The organism is Sorangium sp. So ce131, from assembly GCF_051519095.1.
Lineage (GTDB): Bacteria > Myxococcota_A > Polyangia > Polyangiales > Polyangiaceae > Sorangium.
Genome location: NZ_CP150455.1, coordinates 2149726 through 2171687, shown reverse-complemented (window position 1 = coordinate 2171687; position 21962 = coordinate 2149726). Strand labels below are relative to the sequence as shown.

The window sequence follows — 21962 nt, the reverse complement described above, 5'->3', positions numbered from 1 at the left end:
AGGCGTGGCCTGAACGTGCCCTCGGCGCGCGCTCCACCCCAGGCGAGCGCGACCCCCAGGCGAGCTCGGCCCCCCAGGCGAGCGCGACCCCCCAGGCGAGCTCGGACTCCCCGACGCGCCCGGGCTTCTCGCCTTCGCTACGACGTCAGCAGGTAGCCGCGCACCTCGTCGGTGAGATCCTTGATCACCTGATCGGTGCGGGACCTCGGGTGCGGCACGTTCACGGGCACGACGCGCTTGATCCTCCCGGGGCGCGGCTCGAGCACCACCACCCGGTCGCCCAGGAACACGGCCTCCTCGACGTCGTGGGTCACGAGGACCATCGTGATCCCCTCCTTCTGCCAGATGCGCTGGAGCTCCTGCTGCAGCTTCGCGCGGGTCAGCGCGTCGAGCGCGCCGAACGGCTCGTCGAGGAGCAGGATGCCGGGCCGGTTGACCAGCCCGCGCGCGATCGCCGCCCGCTGCGCCATGCCGCCGGAGAGCTGGTGCGGATAGGCCCGCTTGAAGCTCGACAGCCCCACGAGCTCGAGGTGCTCGTCGATCGTCTTCTTCCGCTCGGGCGCCGTCCACCTCGAGTTCTCGAGCCCGAGCGCGACGTTCTCCTCGATCGTGAGCCACGGGAACAGCCGGTGCTCCTGGAAGACGATGCCCCGGTCGAGGCTCGTCCCCTCCACGCGCTTGCCGCCGACGAGGATCTCGCCCTCGTAGTCGCTGTCGAGCCCGATGAGGAGCCGCAGGAGCGTCGACTTGCCGCAGCCGCTCGTGCCCACGACGCTGACGAACTCGCCAGGCTCGATGGTGAGCCCGATCCCCTGGAGGACCTGCAGCGACTCGTCCTTCACCACGTACTTCTTGCTGACATCACGAATGTTGATGACTCCGGGCGAGCTCATGACTTTCTCCTTGAGACCTTCAGACGTTGCGGACGCGCCACCGCAGCAGGCGGTCTTCCGCGGCCGTGGCCAGCACGTTCAAGCCGAAGCCGACCAGGCCGGACACGACCAGCCCGACCAGCACCACATCCATGGCGAACTGCTCGCGGCCCTCGACCATGAGGCTGCCGATGCCGGGCGCCGGCTCGAGCAGGTACTCGGCCCCGAGGGTGCCGAGCCACGCATAGATGAGCGCCTGGTGGACGCCCGCGAAGAGCGACGGCGTGGCGGAAGGCAGGAGGACCTTGCGGAGGATCTGCCACCGCGTGAAGCGGAGGACGCGCGCCACCTCGACGTGCTCCACGCTGACGCTCCGGACGCCCTCGTAGGTATTCACGACGACCGGGTAGAAGGCCGAGAGCGCGATGAACGCGATCTTCGCCGGCTCGCCCACGCCGAGCCACACGGACATGAGCGGGATCCACGCGAACAGCGCGACCTGCTTCGCGGCGTGGAAGCTCGGCGAGAAGAGCTTATCGGCGGTGCGCGAGAGGGCGAGCAGGCCGCCGACCAGGACGCCGGCGAAGGTGCCGAGCGACAGCCCGAGGAGGTTCCTCGTCAAGCTGGCCTCGAGGTGCTTCCAGAGGTCGCCGCTCGCGATCTGGGCCTTCGCGGTCTCCCAGACCTTGAGCGGCGGGACAAGGATGTGGGTGTTGGCGAGCTCGTAGCGGCAGACCACGATCCAGGCGAAGAGGAGGAAGACGGGCAGGACCAGGCCGCGCCGGAGCCGCGGGGCCGTAAGAGCATGGGTGAGAGCGCTCATCGTTCGATCCCTCTCGAGGTGTTACAGGGCGGCGCGCCGCCAGCGGAGGAGGCGGGCCTCGATCAGCGCGAGCCCCTTGTCGAGCGCGAGCCCGAGGATCCCGACGACCAGGATCGCCGCGAGCACGACGTCGAGCTGGAAGAGCTGGCGCCCCCACACGATCAAGAACCCGACGCCCTCGGAGGACGCGAGCAGCTCGACGGTCACGAGCGACAGCCACGCCTGGGTGAGGCCGTACCGGATGCCGACGGCGATGGACGGGACCGCGGCGGGGAGCACGACCTTCCGGAGCAGCGCCGCATGGCTGAACCGGAAGACCCGGGCGACCTCGATGTACGACCGCGGGACGCCCTTGATGCCCTGGAGCGTGTTCAGCGCCACGGGGACCAGGCTGGCCGTCGCGATGATGATCAGCTTCAGCGCCTCGCCGATGCCGACCAGCATCATGAGCAGCGGGAGCCACCCGAGCACGGGGACCTGCGCGACCGCCCTGAAGAACGGGTGGAGGTAGTCCTCGATCCGCCGCGAGAGGCCCATGGCGATGCCGAGCACGAGGCCCGCCGCGCCGCCGGCAGCGAAGCCGCCGAAGACGCGCTCGAGGCTGATGAGGATGTTCGTGTGCAGATCTCCCGAGCTCGCGAGCTCGGTCAACGTCTGCCAGACGAGCCCCGGGGCGGGCAGGATCTGCGGGGGGACGAGCTCGCGCTGCGCGGCGAAGCTCCACGCAAGGAGGAGCGCCGCCGGGAAGATGAGCCCCACGGCGACGTTGCCCACCCGCCGCGACAGGACCCGCGCGGCGTGGCCCGCGGGCAACTCCGGCTCCGGCGCGGCGAGCTCGTAGGCGGTCTCGGCGTGGCTTTCTTGGATCGACTGCTGCGTCATGTCGTGTACCTCTCTTTCGCGGACGACCGCCGTTGTCTTGCGCGCCGCCGCGCCGCCGCGGCGGCGCGCGCCCCTCGTCACCTGCCCGGGCGTTTGACCTTCCCGTTCGCGTCGAACTCTGGCCAGTAGCCCTCGAGGTTCAGCTCCTTGAGGGCCGCGTTCAGGAACCGGAGGTCGATCCACGAGTCGACGTCGAAGGTGTTCCGGATGAGGCCGAACCGCTTGGCGTCGGCGACCGCTGCCTTGTAGCGCGAGATCAGGTATTCATCGAACAGCGGGCTCGCGCGCACCTTGAGCGAGTCGCCCACCAGGTCGGCCTTGTAGTTCGAGTACGGGACCCCCGACTTGGACCAGAGCTGGTAGACGGGCGCCGGGTTGGCCTCGTTCTCCGCGATCCAGTGGGCGGCCTGCACGACGACCTTCACGACGCGCCTGGTCACGTCCGGGTACTTGTTCGCGAAGTCCTCGGTGACGATGAGGTGGGCGTGCCGCAGGTAGGCCGGCGAGTCGTTCTTGGTGGTGTACACGATCTTGGCGACGCCCTGGTCCTGGAGCGCGAGCAGGTCGGACCCGCCGAACGCCGCGTCGATGTCCTTGGTGGCCAGCGCCGCCTTGGCGGTCGCGGTGTCCATGTTGAGGACCCGGAGGTCGCGCTCCGACAGCCCGACCCCCGCGAGGATCTTGTTGACCGCGAGCTGGGAGTTCGTCCCCTTGAAGAAGGCGACCTTCTTCCCCTTGAGGTCCGCGAGCGACGAGATCGACGAGTCGGCGGGGACCGCCAGGTACGTGTGCTGTCGCGTCGACACCCCCGCGAGGAGCTTCGTCTTCAGCCCCCCTGCGCGTCCGATGCTCGACGGCAGGTCTCCCTGAAGGGCGAAATCGATGAGTCCGTTCGCGTACGCCTCGTTCACGGCGGGGCCAGCGCCCCTGAAGAAGGACCACGCAATCTTGATGTTGTCCTTCTTGAACTCCTCCTCGAGGAGCCCCCGTGCGTGCACCACGCTGAGGCTGCTGCCGCCGACGAAGGGACGGTTGCCGATGCCCACGCCGGCGAACGCGATACGGATGGTCGCCGGCGCGTCCGCCCTCGCCACGTGGGACGAGAACGTGAGGAGCGCCGCGATCAAGATCTGCAAGATGAATACTGCTCGTTTCATGAATTTCCTCTCTGAATCCTCTGCATCCTGCCGTCCGAGCGACGCTCCACCGCACAGGAGACGGGCTCAGATCGGCGTTTTCGGCGCGCGGGCGTACGAAAGGACGCCGAGCACCGAAAACGTCGAGGTGGGCCCGTATCCGAAGCGGGGGAGCATCGCTCTAGAAGCCGCCCTGGAGCTGCGCAAGGAGCTCGTGCTGGGCTCCTTCCTTGTTCGTGCGGTCGTCCCTGCGATTGAAGTTAAGCTGGAACTTTGTCGTCTCGGCGAAGAAGAGATTGAAGCCGAGCGTGTAGACGTCGACCCGGTTCTCCAGCACCTCGGTGCTCGGATCGAAGAGATCGACGCGGATGAACGGCTGGTAGGTCTTCGGCCACCAGTCGTCGTAACGACCCTGGTTCCGGTAGCCGCGCAGGAACTGCTCGCCCCAGTTGTAGAAGAAGGTCGCGACGTGCGACAGGCTCGTCTGCCTCGTCTTCTGGGGGTCTTCCGCCGTCGTCCCGAGCGTCGCGTCGTCCCGGCCGTAGATGAACTCGTAGGTGACGCCGATCGGGTAGTGGTTGTAGTAGATGTCGGCGCCGTACCTTTGCTTGATGCCCTTCCCGGACAGCGTCTTCTTCTCGTCCTTGAGGAAGGTGTTCTGCCAGCCGATATAGACGCTCCCGCCCAGCGTGATCTGCCGCAGGATGGAGTTGTAATCGCTCGGCACCGTGAACGCGAGGCGCCCGATGATGTCCTTCTCGGTGTTGTCGTCGGGCGTGTTCGGGCCGCTCCCGTTGACGATGCCCACCGCGTAAGCGAGGATCGGCGCCCGGTAGTTGTACCCGTAGTCCACCTGCGGCAGGATATCGCCCCGCACGATGAGCCCGAGGTCGCGCCGGTTCAGCCCGAGCTTCGTCGTGAACTGCGCGTTGGTGATGACCGGCTTGAGCTCCTCGTTCGCCGGCACCTCCAGGCCGAACGGCAGGAGCTGCTGTCCGAGCGTGACTTGCAGGATCCAGTCCTCGGGGCCGAGCGTGGGGGTGAGGGAGTACGCGATCTGCGCGTCGAGCAGGTTGAGGAAGCTGTTGTTGCTCGCCTGCTGCGGCGAGGAGCCGAAGCGCAGCGAGTAGGTCAGGTTGCGGCCTTCCTCGTAGTCCTTGTAGAGGATCCCGTTGAACGACAGGATCGCCGCGCCAAGATCGAACGTCACATGGCGGTCGTTGGAGGTCGCGGTGGTGACCGGCTGATCCGTCCAGCCGATGCGCGTCTGGACGACGCCTCCGATGGTGAGAGAGCGGGTCGAGATGGCGGTGTGGAGGTCGCGCTCGCGCTGCCACTGGAACTTGAAGTTCTCGAGGTCGGAGCGCAGCCCTTGCAGGTCGTCCTGGGTGGCGATGTTGGGGTCGGGCTCGACGAAGGTTTCCCCCGTCGCGTCCCCGGCGGGCGACGGCACCCCCGGGGCGCCCGGCGTGGTCACCGGGGGCACGCCGATGGCGCCAGGTGGGGCTGAGGCGCCTTGCGCCGGGGCTGCGCCAGCGCCGCCCGGAGCCGGGGCGGCAGCGCCTGGCGCCGGGGCCGCGGCGCCTTGAGCCGGGGCCGCGCCAGCGCCGCCCGGAGCGGGGGCCGCGCCAGCGCCGCCCGGAGCGGGGGCCGCGCCAGCGCCACCGGGAGCGGGGGCTGCGGCGCCTTGCGCCGGGGCCGCGCCGCCGGGCGCCTGCGCGGGGCGCTGCCCCGGCGGGTTCTGCGCGCTCGCCTGGGTGACGCAAAGGGCGACGGCGGTCGCAAGGATCGTGGAGACAGCTGTTCTTGAACGGTCAAGCAGACGCATGAAGTTTGGGTCCAGGGGGGCTCGTAGATTCAGAATCACCGACCGCACGGGGCCGCGCTCGACGGCCCCGTGCGGTGCCTGTCCGGTCAGGCCGCCTTGCTCTTCGGCAGCTTCTGCTCGACGGCAGTCCCCGCGAAGAAGCCGGGGTTCTTGCCGGCGAAGAAGTTGTAAGGATGGGTGAAGACGAGGTCGCGGAAGTTGGCCTCGGTGAGCGCCCCCCGCTCGACCAGGCTCCAGGTATCCGCGAGGACCTCGGTGAGATCCGGGACGTCCCAGTGTCCGCTGTCCGACGCCCAGAAGGCGTTGAGCTGCACGCCGAGCGGATTGACCTTCGTGTTGAACGCGTACGCGACGGTCGGGTCGTCCGCCTCCGAGCCGAAGTAGAAGTTCGGCACGAACCGGTCGCGGATGTCCTCGATGCGCTCGATGCCCGCCGCGCCGAAGTCGTCCAGCGCGGCCGGGTCCTGCGGCTGGCGGCGCGAGTTGTTCGACACGCCGAGCGCCCCGCCGAGCACGGCGTTGATGTCGCCGAGCCGCGCCGCGACCTCCTGCCCCCCGTACTGCTGGTAGAGCGCGTAGAGCAGCTTCGCGTCGATGAGGTCGGGGTTGTAGTTCTGGACGGCCTTGCCGCTCCGCTTCTCCCAGTGGCCCACGAGGTCGGCGAAGAGGGTCGCGCCCCACGCCGCCCCGCCCTCGAGGAAGCCGACGCGGAGGTCGGGGAACCGCCGGGTGACGCCGCTGAAGAACAGCGACTTCGCGAGCGCCTCGGAGGCGGAGGCGAAGTGGCCGATGTGGTTGTACATGTAATTCGACACCGAGCTGCGGCTCGTCCACCCCATCCCCGCCGAGTGGGTGGTGAGCACGGTCTTGAGCTCGACCGCCTTGGCCCAGAACGGGTCGTAGTTGTATTCGCTGTCCACGCCGAACGTATCGAGCCAGTTCGCGTGCTTCGCGACGTCCGGGTGGTGCCGGAACGGGTACTTCTCGGCGACCGCCCGGACGGGCCGGCGGAGGTTGCCCGGGATGAGCGCGACCTTGAGGCCGAGCTCCCGCACGGCGAACTCGAGCTCCTCGACGCCCTCCTCCGGGGTCTGCAGCGGGATGGCGGCGACCGGCGTGAGGCGGTCGGCGTACGGCCGGTAAGCGTCGGCGTGGTACGCGTTCACGGCGCGGATCAGCACCCGGCGCAGATCCTCCTTGCCGACGTGGGTGGCGAACGTGGAGACGTTCGGGAACAGGACGGCGTAGTCCGTCCCCGACTCGCCGAGCCGCTCGTGCAGCAGGCTGGGCAGCGACACCGTGCCGAGGTCGAGGGTGTTCTTGGTCGGCAGCGCCCACCACGGCGGGCGGACCGCGCGCTGCGCCGCGCGCTGCTCGGGCGTGAGCTCGTACCACTCGTTGCTCAGGTAGCCGAAGCCCCGGTTGATCGCCTGGCGGAACTCGTCGACGTACTTCGCGCCGCCGTACTTCGCGATGTAGTCCTCGAGGATCGGGGCGAACTCGATCGTGTGCAGATCGGTGTCGATGACCGGGTAGTCCAGCTTTTCGCGCACCGCCCGCGAGCGAGAGGACTTCTTGCCGTCTTTCAGCGAGAGGTGAGAGGATGTGACGCTCATGATGAGTTCTCCATGTGCGGCCGCGCGGCCGCCAGCGACGCTGGCGCTCCGCGAGCCGTGCTCATGAGGCGGCGCGCTTCGACCAGGCGCGCTGCCTCTGTCCTGCGAACGTGAGAGGCCTTCGAGCTAGAGCGCCGCGACCGCGGCGCTCGGACAGCGCGAGGTGATCCATCGCGCGAGGTGGCTGGAGCTCCGGCGGAGCGCCCGGCGCGGGGAGCGCCCGGGGAGCGAAGGATGCCGCCCGCACACCCCCGTGCCCCCCTCCGCGACGCGAGACCGCACGACGGCCGGCGCGCCCGCGGGAGCGCTCTTCATGATCGTGCTGGCGGAGACGGGTGGAATCGCGGCGATCGCGATCACTGGGTGTTTCATGGCTGCCTTCAGGTGCGCTATCCCCCTGACGCGTTGCACTACACGCGCCAAGCCTCCGCCGCGACCAGCAGAGCAGGCCGGACGAACGCTTCGCAGGTGCGCTCCGCGTCGCGGCCGCGCCCGCTCTCTCCAGAGCCGTTCCGGGGGAGAGGTGGAGAGGTCCTGAAGACCGGACACCTCCCGGTGGCGAAGGAAGCTCAGCGGAACGCAGCTGGCGCCGCGCACCTCATCAGGGGAGCAAATCGACGAACGTTGCTCCCCGCCCGTCAGAGCATGCAGCGTGCCAGGCTTATGTCCGCCCCGAAAGACATAGATCCGCTATACCGGACGTCCCCCTGCTGCCCCCGCAGCAGGCCCCTGCTGCGGGGGTGCTGCTCCAGCAGCAGGCGACTGGCTGTCGGCGAGGTGCGTGCTCCGGCCTCGCCGTCCCTGGCTCCGCGACGACGACAGGCCCCCTGCGGGTGCAGCCGCAGGCTCGGCACCCCCCAGGGGCGACCTCCCCCGGCGAGGTCCCTAGAGGTTGACCTTGTAGTTCAGCTTGACCTCGTCGCCGTGCATCCCGCGAAACCCCCAGTCGTGCGGCGGCGACTCCGAGATGCAGATCTCGATGTCCTGGTGGTCGATGCCCACCTCGTCCCGGATCCGGTCGAACAGGAGCCGGACGAGCTTCTTCTTCGTCTCCACGCTGCGCCCCGTCATCATCGATATCTCGATGATGGTGTACGCGTCCGTGCGCCCGCCCGGCGCCAGCATGTCCTCCGGCTCCATGGGGAAGAAGCGGTGCGCCCGCTTGTCCGCCGGGAGCTGCAGCGCTTCCATGACGCAGGCGTGGATCACCTTCGACAGCCTCTCCTTGACCGGATTGAGCTTCTCCTTGATTCCGTAGACCTTCACTTGAGACATCGAGACTCTCCTGGATACACGCGCGGCTCGCGGCGCTACTGACCGAGCAGGACGATGGCGATGGACAGGTTCGCGTGGCGGTTCTTCCCCCGGACGAAGCACCCCTGCTCGCCGAACGTGAACCTCCCGAGGAACGGAATCGGCCCGAGCGCCGCGGCCACCCCCTGGACCACCCGGTCGAGGTCCTCGCGGACGGCGAGCATGCACCCCGCGCAGAAGATCACCAGCGCGCCCTGAGGTTGGAACGAGGGACGCGCTGCCTCCAGCGCGGCGCCCGCCAGCGACTGCACGCGGCCGAGGAGGCTCTCCCGCGTGCCGGTCATGAGCACGAGCTCGTCCCCCTCGTTGATGTGCACGCCGAAGGTCAGGGCGTTGTCCTTCTCCACCGCGTTCGGATGGATGAGCAGGTACTGCGGGACCTTGCCCGACCAGCCCGAGGGGCGGCCGAGGGGGCACAACGCGCTCGGCCCCCCGATGTCCCCGCCGCCGAGCTGGGCGGAGAACCTCCCGCCGGTCCAGCGGTTGTAGACCTCCGCGGCGGGAAGCCCGTCGATCTCGGCCACACGCCGCCCTTCCGAGCGGGTGACCCAGCCCCGGTGCTCGGTGGGCGTGTACCCGGAGCTGAACGCCCAGGAGACCTCCCCCGACGGAAACAGGGCGGAGAGCAGCACGGCGTCGCGGTGCGCCAGCCCGCGCTCGAGCTGCGACGACACCCCGCCCAGGGAGTTCGCCGCGGAGGAGCCGCCGAAGACGGGCACGTCGGGCCCGACCGCGTCCTCGATCCCGAGCAGGATCTGCTCCTCCACGCCGACGGGCGCGGTGAGCCAGAACAGCCGCGGCGCCTCGCCGGCGCGGCCGGCGTCCTCGATCGCCCGGCGCGCCGCGCGGGCCGCGGCCGCCCGCGGCGACTCGCCGATCGGCTCCGCCGCCTCGCCCGAGGCGCCCTGCGCGTCCGCGATCCCGAGCAGGGCCAGGCCTGGACCCGACCCGCCGTGCACCCCGGCGGAGGTCATCACCGCGAGGCACGAGCTCGATCCGTGGACACGAACAGACGCCGGGAGCGCCGCGGTGGCGCGCGCGAGCTCGCCGAGGTCGTAGGCTTCGGTGTAGCTCAAGAAGAGATGGTCGGGCTCCCTGCCGAGGCTCGCCCGCAGCGCGGACATGGCCTCATCGAACGCGGCGCCCGCCGCGCCCGCCGTGGAGGACGCGGTGGCAATCCGCATCTTGCCCTCCGCGCCTTCCGGGCCCACGCGGTCTGCCTGCGGAGCCTCCCGGGTCCCGGCGTGGCTGCCGCCTGCGGTGTTCACCTCGTTTTGGATCATCGGCCTCTTGACCTCCTGTCATTCCCCCGGTCGGGACGATCTCGTCCGATCCATATACACGAACCCGCGCCGGCTCCGTCCGGATTCAACGGCACGCAAAAAAACGGATCAGGTCGTACAAAGCCCTCTGCAAGCCGCGGCCGGCTCCGACGACTGCCTCCTTCGAGGCCGTGCGCGGCGCCCCCGACGGCCCCTCGTCGCCTCCGACGGCCCCTCGTCGACCCCTGCGGCCCCTCGTCAGGGTCGCCGCGACGCAGGCCCCTTGTCGGCGCCCTCCTCGTCGTCGTCCGGGTCCTCGACCCTCGGCCCCGGCAGCGCCTCGGCCCCCTCCGCGGCCACCTCCTCGCGCTCCTCCTCGGAGAGCCCGGCGACCTCCTCGGGCCCCGCCGTCTCCGCGGCGAGCGCCATCCGCTCGGCGAGGGGCCGCTCTGGCAGCTCCAGCAGCGGGCCGTCGCCGAGCTCGCCGATGACGTTGAGGTACGCGTTCATCGCGTGGCAGACCGAGTCGGTGCGCACGTAACGATCCCGGACGCTCCAAAACACCCCTCCGGCGGCCGCCTGCGGGTTCTTGACCACGAACGAGTTGTCCGGTCCGTAGGTGTATTGCAGGAGCAACCGAATCGCGGCGACCACCGTGTCCTTGTACTTGTCGCAGCCGTCCCGGCCCTTCTCGCGGCAGAAGTGGTACACCTCCGACAGCACCTCCGCGAGCCACCCGTTGCCGCTGCTCGACATCGCCCGCTTCCATCGCCCGTAGCGGTAGGCGTCCTCGGGCCGGCGCCACTGCCGCCGGACCAGATCGTCGGCGCAGCGGAACACGGTCTGCTCGAAGCGCGCGTCGCCGGTCGCCTTCGCGAAATCGAGCAGCGACAGGACCGCCCACGAGCTCGAGATCGGGTTCGGCTTCCGGTAATCGTCGCCGAGGTAACAGCCCTTCGTCGCGATCTTGCGGAGCAGGTGGTCCGCGGTCTGCCCCGCGGCGTCGAGGTACTTCTTGTTGTTCGTGGCCCGGTAGACGCGCGACAGCGCCGAGAGGACCTGCCCGGTGTAGAGCGTCGACTCCTTGCCCTGGACCTTCCAGGCGCCGCCCTCCTTCCCGCTGAGGGCCGAGCGCACGGTGCCGTCCGGCCGCTGCATCGCCACCAGCCAGTCGGCGGCCAGCACCGCGGACTCCAGGTACTTCTTGTCCTTCGTCAGGGCGTGGAGCTCGAGCAGGGTGAAGATCGATTTCGACGCGGTGCCGACGACCAGCCGGGGCTCGGGCCGCTTGCGCTCCAGATCGAATGCATAGAAGAAGCCGCCCGCCGTGCGGTCGCGCACGTCGCGGCTCTGCATGTTCATCATGAAGCCGGCCGCCTCCGTCGCGGCGCGGAGCAGGCGCTCGTCGGCCTTGTAGGCGTGCAGCTTCAGCAGCGTCAGCGCCGTGGACGCGGTGTAGATCGTGTGCAGCTCGGGCTCGAACCGATCGACGGGAGCGTGGTAGTACTTGTGGACGCCCTTGTGCTGCGCGTCGATGACGCGCAGCAGGTATCCTTTGCCGTCCTCGATGCGCCGCGCGAGCAGCGCCTTGTCGAGCGCGCGCACCGGCACGAGGCCGTGGGTGAGCTCGAGGCCCTTCCCTTGGTGCTCGACCATCGCGTGATGGTGATCCGGCAGATCGACGACGAAGCGCGCGCCGGCCACCGCCGCGGGCTCGCCGCCCGCCGCGGCGACGGCGCGGCGCGTGGCGTCCTTCAGCGCGACGCAGAGCCCCGCGTCGAGCGCCTCGCCGCGGGCGATCTGCCTCCCGTCCTGATAGGCCCACACGACGGCGCGAAAGGGGCGTTTGGACGACAGGGACAGATCGCAAGTCACCTTGTCCGGGCCTGCGGCCACCTGGCGCACAAAGGAGATGACGCGGTCGCGGAAGGTGCCGTTGTCGAGCTCGGCGCCGGCGCCGCCCCCCTCGGGGAGCACGATCCCCGGGTCGGGCACCCGGGGCAGGTTCGCCGCGATCTGGGCGGCGAAGCGGCCGTCGTCCGGGGGCGCGGCGCCCTTCCGGCCGCCCGGTGCCTCGGGTTTCCCGGCCTCGGCGGCGGCGGTCGACGCGGCCGGCTTGCTCGCCGCGGCGTCCTCGCTGGGCTTCGGGCGCTCGCACCCGATCGTGAGCGTCGAGGACACGGCGGCCAGCGCCGCCAGGGTTGCGAGGGTGAGAGCGCGTGCAGACGGCATGAACGAGTCCCCGGAATCCGCGCTTCGACGGGTATCAGCAACCCCGAGGCCCCGCAAGGCCGATCCGGTCACACGAGATCTCGGGGTGAATGAAGAGCACACGCGACCGCGCCGCCGCACAGCCATGGATCACATCGGCGCCGCAGGCGCGCGGCCGGCGCTGCGCGCGCGGCGCCGCGCGCTATCCTGCCGGCATGGGACCCGCGCAGATCAAGGGCAGGAACGTGGACATCAAGATGTGGACCCGGCCGGAGGAGGTCGAGCCGGTCGCGCTGGAGCAGCTGCGCAACATCAGCGCGCTGCCCTGGGTGTTCCACCACGTCGCCGCGATGCCCGACGTCCACTTCGGCAAGGGCGCGACCGTGGGCTCGGTCATCGCGATGTGCGGCGCCGTCTCGCCGGCCGCCGTCGGCGTGGACATCGGCTGCGGCATGGGCGCGCTCCGCACGAACCTCACCGCGTCGGACCTGCCGGACGACCTGAAGCGCATCCGGAGCGACGTCGAGCGGGCCATCCCCGTCGGGTTCGCCTCCCACGACGCCCCCCCGAAGGGGTTCGGTGACCTGCCGCTCTGGGAGGAGTTCAAGAGCCTGACCCCGAAGGTGCAGGGCCTCTTCACGAAGGCGCGCTGTCAGCTCGGCACGCTCGGCGGCGGCAACCACTTCATCGAGCTCTGCCTCGACACGGAGGGCCGCGTGTGGCTGATGCTCCACTCCGGCTCTCGCAACATCGGCAAGGAGCTCGCCGAGATCCACATCGCCGCGGCCAAGAAGCTCGCCCACAACCGCGATCTGCCCGATCGCGAGCTCGCGGTGTTCCTCGCGGGCACGCCGGAGATGAAGGCCTACCGGCACGACCTCTTCTGGGCGCAGCGGTACGCGCGGGCGAACCGCGAGGCCATGTTCCACCTCGCCGAGGGCGCCCTGCGGCGGCATTTCCCCGATCTCCAGATCCAGGAAGCCATCTATTGCCACCACAACTACGTGGCCGAGGAGGTGCATTTCGGCGAGGAGGTGCTCGTGACCCGCAAGGGCGCGATCCGCGCCGGCAAGGGCGAGCTCGGCATCATCCCCGGCTCCATGGGCACGCGCTCCTACATCGTGCGGGGGCTCGGCAACCCCGAGGCGTTCGAGAGCGCGTCGCACGGCGCCGGGCGCAAGATGAGCCGCGGCGAGGCGAAGCGGCGCTTCACCGTCAAGGACCTGGCCGCGCAGACGGCCGGCGTCGAGTGCCGGAAGGACGGCGGCGTGCTCGACGAGATCCCCTCCGCCTACAAGCCGATCGAGCGCGTCATGGAGGACCAGCGCGATCTCGTCGAGGTCGTGGCCGAGCTGCGGCAGGTGATGTGCGTGAAGGGGTGAGCGCCCGCCGCGCCCGCGCCGCCGCGCGATCCCGCGCGAGGGCGCGCCGCCCGGCGGGGCCATTTCGACGGCGCGCACCGGTTCGCGGTCCCTTCCCGCCCCGCTCTCGGCTACCATCGCGCGGCGGCCGCGACGCGCGCCACGCCGGGGCGCGCCGCTGCGTGGAGACGCCATGAAGCCGGACTGGATCGATCTCGGCCCCCTCTCCGAATTCCCCGCGGAGACGCCCGTGCTGCGCAAGGACGGCGAGGGCCGGCGCTTCGCCTGCGTCCTCCGGGGCGGCGAGGTCCACGCGCTCGATGACCGGTGCCCCCACCAGGGGTACCCGCTCTCGCAGGGGGCGCTGCGCGGCGGCGTGCTGACGTGCGCGTGGCACAACTGGAAGTTCGACGTCGCCTCGGGCGCCTGCACCTTCGGCGGCGAGCCGGTGCGGCGCTACGCCACGCGGGTCGACGGGGGGCGCGTGCAGCTCAACCGCGCCGTCGACACCGCGGCCGAGGTGCGGCGCCTGGTCGCCGGCCTGCGCGACGCCGTCCTGCGCGACGACCCGGCGCGCGCCCTGCGCGAGGGCCTCCGGCTCGGCGCGCTCGGGCTGCACCGCGAGGAGACCGGCCTCGGCAGCCTCCACCTCGCCTTCGAGGTCCTCGCCAAGGACGGGGCGGAGCGGGCCGAGTACGGCTTCGATCACGGCCTCGCGCTGCTCGCCGATCTCTGCTCCTGGATCGAGCGCGGCTGGGTGCCGCCCGAGGAGGGCTTCGTGGTCGCCGCCCACGCGGTCGGCGAGGCGTCGGCGCGGCTCGGCCCGCGCGGCAAGGGCGCCGGCAAGGCCGGGGCGCGCTCGCCGCTCGCGCGCCTCGCCGACTTCGAGCACGACGACCCCGCGAAGGTCAGCGAGGCGCTCGCGGCGGAGCGGCGCGAGGAGGCCGAGGCGCGGATGCGCGAGCTCGTCGAGGTCCGCGGCGCCGCCGGCGCGCGCCGGGCCCTCCTGCCCTTCCTCGTCCAGCACCTCTACGATTACGGCCACGGCGCAATTTTCCTCTCCAAGGCGATCGAGCTGACCGGGCGGTTCCCCGCCGCCGCCGAGGAGGTCCTCGCGGCCTCCACGGTGCAGCTCGCGTGGGCCACCGCCGACACGAGCCTGCCCCCCTTCGCCGCCACGCGCGCCGCGCTCGCGCGCCTCGCCGAGTCGTCCTCGCCGGGCCCCGCGGGCTCGGGCGGCGCGGCGCCGGCGCCGCTCGACCCGGCGGAGCGCGCCGCCTTCGAGGCGGAGGTGCTCGCGGGCGAGCGCCCGGCCGCCGAGGCGGCGGTCCGCTGGCTCGAGCGCGGCGTCGCCCCGCTCGTGTTGCTCGGGGCCGTCGGCCACGCCGCGGCCGTGCGCCTCGCGCGCTTCGACGCGGCCTGGGAGCAGCGCCTCGACGCCGAGGTCACCGTGCTCGACGTCACCCACGCGGTCACCTTCGCGGAGGCCGCGGCCGCGCTCGGCCGCGAGGCGCTCCCGCGCGAGGCCGCGCAGCTCGCCGTGCTCGCGGCCGCCTTCGTCGGCAGGCTCCGCGACGCGGACGCCGCCGCGCCGCCCGCGCCGCCTGCGCCGACGCCGCGCCCCCCCGGCACGCTGCTCCAGGCGGTGCAGGCGCGCGACGTCGGCGGGGCGCTCGCGATCGCGCGGGAGCTCGACGCCGGGGGCCGCCTCCGCGCGTACGCCGACCTCGCCCCCTTCGCCGCCTTCGACGCCGCCGTGAGGCCGATCTTCACGGCGCACGCCGTGAAGACGCTCGAGGCGTTGAGGCGCCTCGAGTCGGCCGATCCGCAGCCGGACGGCGCCTACCTGGAGGCGCTGCTCGCCTACCTCGCCCCGGCGCGGCGGGAGCTCCACGTGCGGCGGATCGCGGCGGTGGCGAGGAAGTTCATGCGCGACGGGCGGCCGCCCGAGGGGCTCTATTGAGCTGCGGGCCCCCCACGGACGGCCCCCCCGGACGGCCGCCCTCGGCGGCGGGAGCGCGCGGGCGCGAGCGCGGGCGGCGCGGGCGGCGATGGACCGCGCGCCTCCCGCGCCCGGCGCGCCTCCCGCTCCGTGCGCGACGCGCGCGGCACGCGGCTGCCCGCCGCGCTGGGTCCCCCGGATTGGCCACAGGAGGAACCTTCATGCTACGGACGCGCCATGCGGCTTGAGCCAGGGTACCACGTCGCGCCGCACCTCAGGCTCGTGAGCCTCCTCCGCATGGGGGGCGTCGGGAGCATCTGGACGGCGCACCACCGCGACCTCGGCAAGGAAGTCGCCGTCAAATTCATCTCTGCCTCGCTCGCGATCGACCCGGTCGCCGTGGCCCGGTTTCACCGGGAGGGAGCCCTCATGGCGAGGATCAAGAACCCTCACGTCGCCGAGGTGTACGAGCACGGCGTCGCCGACAACGGCCTCCCGTACATCGCGATGGAGCTGCTCCGCGGAGAGGAGCTGTCCGACCGGCTCGCCCGCGCCGGCCGCCTCTCGCTCGAGGAGACGACCACCCTCGTCACCGAGCTCTGCGAGGCGCTCGCCGAGGCGCACGGCCTCGGGATCGTCCACCGCGACATCACGCCCGAGAACGTCTTCCTCGTCGACGCCGGCGGGAGGCTCTGCGTCAAGCTGCTCGACTTCGGGGTGGCCCGGGGCGACCTCGACCCCGACGGCACCACGCTGACGGCCACGGGCGCGGTCGTCGGCAACCTCGTCTACATGAGCCCGGAGCAGTTCTTCAACCCGAAGGGCGTCGACGGCCGCTCGGATCTCTGGTCCGTGGCCGTGATGGCGTACCAGGCGCTCACCGGCGCGCCGCCGTTCGAGCAGCGCGGGCTCGAGGCGCTGCTCGACGCCATCCGGGTCGGCGTCTTTCCGCTCCCGAGCGCGCGCCGCGCCGACGTCACGCCCGCCGTGGACGCGTGGTTCGTGCAGGCCCTGTCCCGGGATCCCGCGGACCGCTTCGGCTCCGCCGGGGAGATGGCCGAGGCGCTGCGCCGGGCCTCCGGGCAGCTGCCCGGGGCGCCGGGCGCGCGCGTGCCCGACAAGGCGAGCTAGGATTCATGGCGCGCGCCCGCATCCCGAGCCGCTCGAACCATGAGCTCGTGTTCCGCAGCGCCCGCAAGGGCGAGGAGGGCACGCTCGCCACGGTCGCCTACCGCGCGTTCCAGGCCGGCGATCCCGAGGCCTGGCTGCGGTATTTCACCGAGCACGCGCACCTCGCCATCGAGAACGTGATGGTCGCGGAGACCGACGGCCAGATCGTCGGGCACGCCACCTCGCTCGACCTGACGATGAGCTTCGCGGGCGCCGACGTGCCCGTCCAGGGCCTCGCGTCGGTGGCGGTGCTCCCGGAGTTCCGCCGGCGCGGCATCGCGGATCGGCTCGTGCGGGAGAGCCTCCGCCGCATGCGCCGCCGCGGCGAGGCGCTCACCCTGCTCCACCCGATCCGGCTCTCGTTTTACCGCAGGTTCGGTTACGGCGTCTGCGAGCTCCGGGACGTCGTGCGCACCTCGCCGGACCGGCTCCCGGACTCGGTGCTGCGCCGCCACGTGCGCGCCTTCACCCGCCCGCGGGACGAGCCGCTCATCAAGCAGGCCTACGACGTCGCGCGCGCCGACACGACAGGGCAGCTGAAGCGGAGCGAGTACTGGTGGGACGTGCGCGTCTTCAAGCGCTCCTCCAGCGGGGCGGTCTACATCGATCCCGGCTCCAAGGCGATCGCGGGCTACCTGCTCTTCGACGTCCCGGAGGGCGGGGCTTACGGGGTGCAGCACCTGCTCGTCCGCGAGCTCCGCGCGCCGACGTCCGGCGCGTACCGGGGTCTCATCGGCTTCCTCGGCGCGCTCGGCGACCAGTACGAGGTCGTGGAGCTCGTGCTCCCGCGCGGCTACGGCGCGCCGCTGCTCGACGAGCCGGGCATCCGCGACGACCCGATCCTGTACGACACCGCGGCCCGGCACCCCGCCCTGGGTCCGCCCCCGAACGTGGCGCACCGCCGCAACGTCCTCGGCCTGACCGCGGCCGGCGCGATGGGCCGCATCGTCGACGTCGCCGCCGCGCTCGCGCTCCACCCCGCGCCGCGGAAGCACGGCATCCGCGGCACGATCGGCCTCGACGTCGAGGATCCGGTGTTCACGGACGTCCCGCGCGCCTTCGACGTCACCTTCGCCGCGCGCGGCGTCCAGACGGCGCCCGGCAGCACCGCCGGAGACCGGCTCTCGCTCTCCATCGAGCGGCTCACGCAGATCTACTTCGGCGCCACCTCGGCGCGCGATCTCTTGAGCCAGGGTTTTGTGGTGGGCAGCGCCAAGGCGGCGGCGCTCCTCGACGCGGCGTTCGCCGGCCCCCCTTTGTTCCTCGGCGCCTTCAACGCCTTCTGAGAGCGGCGGGCACCCGCTGCGGATACGGGCCCATCTCGACGTTTTCGGTGCTCAGCGCACTGAAGCTCAGGCCCCGCGCTCAGGCGGTGATGCGCCGGGTCCGGAGGAAGAGCTTCAGAGAGCGGGCCATGAGCTGCGTCTCTTCCTCTCCCTTGCGCTGCTCGGTGGCGTCGTCGTTGGAGGTGTCCAGGAAGAGCTGCCACGGCCTGGAGTCGTCGCCGAAGGGGAGGCGGAAGCTCAGGTCGCAGTGGGACGCGTTCAGGAGCAGCACGAAGTCGTCGTCGACCAGCCGATCGCCGGCCTCGTCCACGTCCTCGAGGCCCTCTCCCGACAGGAAGACGCCCAGGCACATCGTGCACGGGTTCGCCCAGTCCTCGTCCGTCATCAGCTCCCCGTCCGGCCGGTACCACTGGATATCGTAGGTCTTGCCGCCGCGGATCGGGCGCCCCTTGAAGAACGTCGAGCGCCGGAGCGCCGGGTGCTCGTGCCGGATGCGGATGCACTTGCGCGTGAACTCCAGGAGGGCACGGGACGGCTCGTCCCACGTCCACGGCTGCCACGAGATCGGGCCGTCCTGGCAATACACGTTGTTGTTCCCCTCCTGCGTGCGCCCCCGCTCGTCGCCGTGGAGGATCATCGGCGTGCCCTGCGAGAACAGGAGCGACGCCATCAGGTTCCGCATCTGCCGCGACCGCAGGCGGAGGATCTCGGGGTCGTCCGTGGGACCCTCCGCGCCGCAGTTCCACGATCGGTTGTCGTCCGCGCCGTCGCAGCCGCCCTCCCCGTTCGCGTCGTTGTGCTTGTGGTTGTACGAGACGAGATCGGCGAGGGTGAAGCCGTCGTGGGCCGTGATGAAGTTGACGCTCGTGTACGGCTTGCGCCCGCTGTTCTCGTAGAGGTCGCTGCTCCCGGTGAGCCGGAAGCCGAGGTCCGAGGCGGTCTCGCCGGCGCCGCGCCAGAAATCGCGCAGGGTGTCCCGGTAACGGCCGTTCCACTCGGCCCAGCGCACCGGGAAGTTGCCGACCTGATACCCGCCCGGGCCGACGTCCCAGGGCTCGGCGATGAGCTTCACCTGGCTGAGCACCGGGTCCTGGTGGACGATGGTGAAGAAGCTCGACAGCTGATCGACGTCGTGGAGGCCTCGCGCCAGCGCCGCCGCCAGGTCGAACCGGAACCCGTCCACGTGCATGTCGAGCACCCAGTACCGCAGCGAGTCCATGATGAGCTGCAGCGTCTGCGGGTGCCGCACGTTGAGGGTGTTCCCCGTGCCGGTGTAATCGAAGTAGTAGCGCTCGTTGCCCGGGACGAGCCGGTAGTAGGTCGGGTTGTCGATGCCGCGCATGCTCAGCGTCGGCCCGAGGTGGTTGCCCTCCGCCGTGTGGTTGTAGACGACGTCGAGGATGACCTCGATGCCCGCGGCGTGGAGCGCCTTCACCATCTCCTTGAACTGCCGGATCTCCGAGGTGACCTCGTTGCCGGCGCGGTACCCCACGTCGGGGGCGAAGAAGCCGATCGTGTGGTATCCCCAGTAGTTCCTGAGCCCCTTGTCGAGCAGGAACTTCTCGTGCACGAAGGCGTGCACGGGCAGGAGCTCGATGGCCGTGATGCCGAGGTACCGCAGGTAGCCGATCATCGCCGGGTGGGCGATGCCCAGGTAGGTCCCGCGGAGCTCCTCCGGGATCTCCGGGTGCTGCATCGTCAGGCCGCGGACGTGCGCCTCGTAGATGACGCTGCGGTGAAAGGGGACGTACGGGCGCCGGTCCGAGCCCCAGTCGAAGGAGGGATCGACGACGACGCCGAGCGGGGCGCCCAGCGCCTCGTTCTCCGACATGCGGAGATCTCCGTCCTCCTCTCCGGTGCAATGGGCGAACGAGTTCGCGTTCCACTGGACCCGCGACGCGAGCGCCTTCGCGTAGGGATCGAGGAGACGCACCCGCGGGTTGAAGCGCAGCCCTCGCTCGGGGGCCCACGGGCCATGGACGCGGTAGCCGTACTTCTGCCCCGGTCCGATCTCCGGGACGTAGACGTGCCAGACGTACGAGGTGCGGTGACGGACGGGGAGGCGCTGCTCGACGCCCTCGTCATCGACGAGGCACAGCTCGACCGCTTCAGCGTTCTCCGAGTACAGCGCGAACTGCGTTCCAGAACCGTCCCATGTCGCGCCGAGAGGGTACGGGTCGCCGGGTCGCAATCCCTTGCGCTTGTAGATCATGTGTTGGTGGTCTCCAGGCCGGGTACCCCCCCGTTCGGCCTTGCTGGGCTAGGCGTGTGCTGTGAGATTCGGTGTGCTGCTGCGCTAGGCGACGTGGGCGCGCCGGCTGTGCAGGACGTCGGACATGGCATCCACCACGCTCCGCGCCATCCCCTCCGCGACGCGAAGGGTCTGGGCCTGACCGCCGTCCGGAGTGCACATCCTGAGCCGCTCGATCATGTCTGCGAGCCGCCGGGCTAGCTCGCACGCCTCCGCCACGGAGGCAGATGACTCGATGGAAGTCCTCCGCGCAGGGAGGGACATCAGCTCTTCGGTCGGCGTCATCGTGGTTGAAATCATGCCTGGCTCCTTGGGATTTCGGGGATGCCTACGGTCCAACGTGCCGTGTAGACAAACCTCGTGCCACGACGGCACTGGTGAGTCCGCCTACCGGGGAAGCCATGCCGGTGTGCCGGCATGGATCCCCGGGCCAACAAAATCGCCACAGGTGGGGCGATTTGTCTCCCACATCCGCCTCCAGGCGCTCGCCGGGAAGCCAGGCTTCAAAAATGTAAGCACACCGCGCGCCGTCCGGCAGAAAGTTTGCATTTCATGTCCAGGACGGTCCTGGACGGTCTTCGATGGTCCTGGACGGTAGCGACGCCGCGGCTCGCGCCGGGCCCGCGCGACGGGCGCCGCGAACCCGGGGCAGCTCCCGGCGAGGGGGACGTGAGCCAAAGGGGGGCTCGCCCCCGCGACGCCGGCCCAGGAGGGGGGCGGTAGCAGCGCCCGGAGGGGCAGGTTAGTATCCGGCGCGACCGCGGCGGCCGCCGCTCAACGCGCCGGGGTCAAGAGAGCTCATGATCGGAACACTCCAGGCGAAGATCCAGCAGATCAAGAAGAAGAACCTCCACAACTGGCTGGGCGGCTATGCCCGGCAGAGGCTCGAGAACGCGCGCGCGCCCCGCCCGAGCGGCCCGCGGCACCTCCTCTTCGCGGTCTGCGATCACTGGGAGCCTGGGTGGGGCAATGCCACACCCGAGGTCGGCGACGCGCGCGTGAAGGCGTGGGCGGAGCGGTATCCGGAGATGGCGGGCGCCTACCGCGACGCCGACGGCCACCATCCGCGCCACAGCTTCTTCTTTCCGGGGGAGCAGTACACGCCCGGGTGGCTCGACGCGCTGGCGGATCTCACGCGCGGCGGCTTCGGCGAGGTGGAGCTGCACCTGCACCACCACAACGACACGGAGGAGAACCTGCGCGCGGACCTCCTCAGGTACCTGGAGACGCTGGGGAGACACGGGCACTTCTCGCGCGGCCCCGACGGGCGCATGCGGTATGGGTTCATCCACGGCAACTGGTGCCTCGCGAACTCCGGGCGCGACTCGCGCAACTGCGGAGTCGACGCGGAGCTGCCGCTGCTCTTCGAGACGGGCTGCTACGCCGACTACACGTTCCCGTCCGCCCCCGACGAGTCGCAGCACGGCATCGTGAACCAGATCTACTGGCCCACCGGCAACCTGGCGCGCCGGAAGGCCCACACCGTCGGGGCGCGGGCCAAGGTGGGCGAGGTGCTGGAGGATCGCATCCTGATGATCGAGGGCCCGCTCGCGCTCGCGCTGTCGCGCCGCGGGGGCCAGGTGCGCGTGCGGATGGAGTACGGCGCGCTCCAGGCGGTCGACCCGCCGACGCCGGACCGGGTGAAGACGTGGGTCGATCAGAACATCCACATCGAGGGGAGGCCCGAGTGGGTGTTCGTCAAGGTGTACACGCACGGCGCGCCCGAGGATCAGGCGGAGTCGCTGCTCGGCGCCGGGAGCCACACGCTGCACCGGGAGCTCACCACCCGGTACAACGACGGGAAGGAGTGGGTGCTCCACTACGTGACCGCGCGGGAGATGTACAACATCGCGATCGCGGCGCTGGAGGGGAAGACAGGCAATCCCGGGGACTACCGGGATTACCGGCTCACGCCGCCGCCCTGCGCGGGCTGAGGCGATGAACCCGAGGCCGCGAGTCGGCGCTCCCGCCGGGGAGCGCCGCCGCTTCGGCTTTTGATCTGGCGCGG

17 protein-coding genes are annotated in these 21962 nt (G+C 70.9%); 5 read left to right on the top strand and 12 right to left on the bottom strand.

Annotation, left to right across the window (positions count from 1 at the left end):
* Positions 1-137 precede the first annotated feature (137 nt).
* The 10 genes from WMF43_RS07930 to WMF43_RS07885 form a co-directional block, all read right to left on the bottom strand.
* The gene (locus tag WMF43_RS07930; protein ID WP_437678772.1) at positions 138-893 is read right to left on the bottom strand and encodes an ABC transporter ATP-binding protein; all 756 of its coding nucleotides are present in this window, start codon (positions 891-893) and stop codon (positions 138-140) included.
* Between the two features lie 19 nt (positions 894-912).
* Positions 913-1695 carry an ABC transporter permease gene (locus tag WMF43_RS07925; protein WP_437678769.1) on the bottom strand — a complete coding sequence of 261 codons (783 nt, stop codon included), beginning with the start codon at positions 1693-1695 and terminating at the stop codon, positions 913-915.
* 21 nt (positions 1696-1716) lie between these two features.
* Positions 1717-2577 (bottom strand): ABC transporter permease, encoded by an 861-nt coding sequence (locus tag WMF43_RS07920; RefSeq protein ID WP_437678767.1) that lies wholly within the window; start codon positions 2575-2577, stop codon positions 1717-1719.
* Positions 2578-2654: 77 nt separating this feature from the next.
* Entirely contained in the window at positions 2655-3734 is a 1080-nt protein-coding gene (locus WMF43_RS07915; protein WP_437678765.1) for an ABC transporter substrate-binding protein, read from the bottom strand.
* Positions 3735-3894: 160 nt separating this feature from the next.
* Positions 3895-5199: a hypothetical protein gene (locus WMF43_RS07910; RefSeq protein ID WP_437678763.1), complete on the bottom strand. Its 1305-nt coding sequence runs from the start codon at positions 5197-5199 to the stop codon at positions 3895-3897.
* Positions 5200-5627: 428 nt separating this feature from the next.
* A complete protein-coding gene (locus WMF43_RS07905; RefSeq protein WP_437678762.1) occupies positions 5628-7157 on the bottom strand; it encodes an amidohydrolase family protein in 1530 nt (509 codons plus the stop codon).
* A 126-nt stretch (positions 7158-7283) separates the two neighbouring features.
* The gene (locus tag WMF43_RS07900) at positions 7284-7529 is read right to left on the bottom strand and encodes a hypothetical protein (protein ID WP_437678760.1); all 246 of its coding nucleotides are present in this window, start codon (positions 7527-7529) and stop codon (positions 7284-7286) included.
* A gap of 513 nt (positions 7530-8042) precedes the next feature.
* Complete coding sequence (locus WMF43_RS07895) at positions 8043-8432, bottom strand: tautomerase family protein (protein ID WP_437678758.1); 390 nt, start codon at positions 8430-8432, stop codon at positions 8043-8045.
* A 35-nt stretch (positions 8433-8467) separates the two neighbouring features.
* Positions 8468-9754 carry an FIST signal transduction protein gene (locus tag WMF43_RS07890; RefSeq protein ID WP_437678756.1) on the bottom strand — a complete coding sequence of 429 codons (1287 nt, stop codon included), beginning with the start codon at positions 9752-9754 and terminating at the stop codon, positions 8468-8470.
* A 237-nt stretch (positions 9755-9991) separates the two neighbouring features.
* Complete coding sequence (locus WMF43_RS07885) at positions 9992-11965, bottom strand: beta-L-arabinofuranosidase domain-containing protein (protein ID WP_437678754.1); 1974 nt, start codon at positions 11963-11965, stop codon at positions 9992-9994.
* Between the two features lie 194 nt (positions 11966-12159).
* On the opposite strand from WMF43_RS07885, the gene WMF43_RS07880 reads away from it, so the two are divergent.
* The 4 genes from WMF43_RS07880 to WMF43_RS07865 all read left to right on the top strand — a co-directional run bounded on the left by WMF43_RS07880 (position 12160) and on the right by WMF43_RS07865 (position 17703).
* Entirely contained in the window at positions 12160-13326 is a 1167-nt protein-coding gene (locus tag WMF43_RS07880) for an RtcB family protein (protein WP_437678752.1), read from the top strand.
* Between the two features lie 172 nt (positions 13327-13498).
* Positions 13499-15268 (top strand): Rieske (2Fe-2S) protein, encoded by a 1770-nt coding sequence (locus tag WMF43_RS07875; RefSeq protein WP_437678750.1) that lies wholly within the window; start codon positions 13499-13501, stop codon positions 15266-15268.
* 216 nt (positions 15269-15484) lie between these two features.
* The gene (locus WMF43_RS07870) at positions 15485-16378 is read left to right on the top strand and encodes a serine/threonine-protein kinase (protein WP_437678748.1); all 894 of its coding nucleotides are present in this window, start codon (positions 15485-15487) and stop codon (positions 16376-16378) included.
* A gap of 5 nt (positions 16379-16383) precedes the next feature.
* Entirely contained in the window at positions 16384-17703 is a 1320-nt protein-coding gene (locus tag WMF43_RS07865) for a GNAT family N-acetyltransferase (RefSeq protein WP_437678746.1), read from the top strand.
* Between the two features lie 79 nt (positions 17704-17782).
* On the opposite strand, the gene glgX is transcribed toward WMF43_RS07865, so the two are convergent.
* Together glgX and WMF43_RS07855 are read right to left on the bottom strand one after the other, a co-directional pair.
* Positions 17783-19915: a glycogen debranching protein GlgX gene (gene glgX, locus WMF43_RS07860; RefSeq protein ID WP_437678744.1), complete on the bottom strand. Its 2133-nt coding sequence runs from the start codon at positions 19913-19915 to the stop codon at positions 17783-17785.
* Between the two features lie 84 nt (positions 19916-19999).
* Complete coding sequence (locus WMF43_RS07855) at positions 20000-20254, bottom strand: hypothetical protein (protein WP_437678742.1); 255 nt, start codon at positions 20252-20254, stop codon at positions 20000-20002.
* Between the two features lie 500 nt (positions 20255-20754).
* Between WMF43_RS07855 and WMF43_RS07850 the strand changes: the two genes are divergently transcribed.
* Positions 20755-21888 (top strand): hypothetical protein, encoded by a 1134-nt coding sequence (locus tag WMF43_RS07850; protein ID WP_437678740.1) that lies wholly within the window; start codon positions 20755-20757, stop codon positions 21886-21888.
* The last annotated feature ends 74 nt before the right edge of the window (positions 21889-21962 follow it).

Bases quoted from the DNA above. Each gene is read 5' to 3' on its own strand.
- WMF43_RS07905 (WP_437678762.1), bottom strand. From the start codon at position 7,157: ATGAGCGTCACATCCTCTCACCTCTCGCTGAAAGACGGCAAGAAGTCC.
- WMF43_RS07920 (WP_437678767.1), bottom strand. From the start codon at position 2,577: ATGACGCAGCAGTCGATCCAAGAAAGCCACGCCGAGACCGCCTACGAG.
- WMF43_RS07885 (WP_437678754.1), bottom strand. From the start codon at position 11,965: ATGCCGTCTGCACGCGCTCTCACCCTCGCAACCCTGGCGGCGCTGGCC.
- WMF43_RS07915 (WP_437678765.1), bottom strand. From the start codon at position 3,734: ATGAAACGAGCAGTATTCATCTTGCAGATCTTGATCGCGGCGCTCCTC.
- WMF43_RS07895 (WP_437678758.1), bottom strand. From the start codon at position 8,432: ATGTCTCAAGTGAAGGTCTACGGAATCAAGGAGAAGCTCAATCCGGTC.
- WMF43_RS07930 (WP_437678772.1), bottom strand. From the start codon at position 893: ATGAGCTCGCCCGGAGTCATCAACATTCGTGATGTCAGCAAGAAGTAC.
- WMF43_RS07870 (WP_437678748.1), top strand. From the start codon at position 15,485: ATGCGGCTTGAGCCAGGGTACCACGTCGCGCCGCACCTCAGGCTCGTG.
- WMF43_RS07850 (WP_437678740.1), top strand. From the start codon at position 20,755: ATGATCGGAACACTCCAGGCGAAGATCCAGCAGATCAAGAAGAAGAAC.
- WMF43_RS07890 (WP_437678756.1), bottom strand. From the start codon at position 9,754: ATGATCCAAAACGAGGTGAACACCGCAGGCGGCAGCCACGCCGGGACC.
- WMF43_RS07880 (WP_437678752.1), top strand. From the start codon at position 12,160: ATGGGACCCGCGCAGATCAAGGGCAGGAACGTGGACATCAAGATGTGG.
- glgX (WP_437678744.1), bottom strand. From the start codon at position 19,915: ATGATCTACAAGCGCAAGGGATTGCGACCCGGCGACCCGTACCCTCTC.
- WMF43_RS07865 (WP_437678746.1), top strand. From the start codon at position 16,384: ATGGCGCGCGCCCGCATCCCGAGCCGCTCGAACCATGAGCTCGTGTTC.
- WMF43_RS07925 (WP_437678769.1), bottom strand. From the start codon at position 1,695: ATGAGCGCTCTCACCCATGCTCTTACGGCCCCGCGGCTCCGGCGCGGC.
- WMF43_RS07900 (WP_437678760.1), bottom strand. From the start codon at position 7,529: ATGAAACACCCAGTGATCGCGATCGCCGCGATTCCACCCGTCTCCGCC.
- WMF43_RS07875 (WP_437678750.1), top strand. From the start codon at position 13,499: ATGAAGCCGGACTGGATCGATCTCGGCCCCCTCTCCGAATTCCCCGCG.
- WMF43_RS07855 (WP_437678742.1), bottom strand. From the start codon at position 20,254: ATGATTTCAACCACGATGACGCCGACCGAAGAGCTGATGTCCCTCCCT.